At 66.7% G+C, this 357-nt stretch carries 1 protein-coding gene; it reads left to right on the top strand.

The annotated features are described in order from the left end of the window. Nucleotides 1-357: CLIPPER-2 domain-containing protein (locus GB932_RS00900; RefSeq protein ID WP_156758910.1), on the top strand; the 357-nt coding region annotated here is incomplete at both ends.

Below are 357 nucleotides of genomic sequence, written 5' to 3'. Positions count from 1 at the left end.
TGGCCGGGGGCCGAGGGCACGCTGCAGCCGGGTGAGCAGGTCACGGCGACGGCGACCTACACGCTGACGCAGGCCGATGTGAACGCTGGCCAGGTCGAGAACACGGCGACCACGACGGGCACCCCGCCTTCGGGTGACCCGGTCACGGACGAGGACGTCGAGATCATCTCGGTCGATCCGACACCCACGATCGAGCTCGTCAAGACCGGCGGTCTCGAAGAGGACGCGAGCGTGGTTCCGGGTGACCTCATCGAGTACACCTTCACGGCGACGAACACGGGCAATGTGACGCTGACCGATGTGTCGATCAGCGATGAGCTGGAGGGCCTGTCGGAGATCACGTACACGTGGCCGGGC

The sequence above is a fragment of the Microbacterium karelineae genome (assembly GCF_009745985.1).
GTDB classification, from domain to species: Bacteria; Actinomycetota; Actinomycetes; order Actinomycetales; family Microbacteriaceae; genus Microbacterium; species Microbacterium karelineae.
This window is presented reverse-complemented; position numbering and strand designations above follow the sequence as displayed.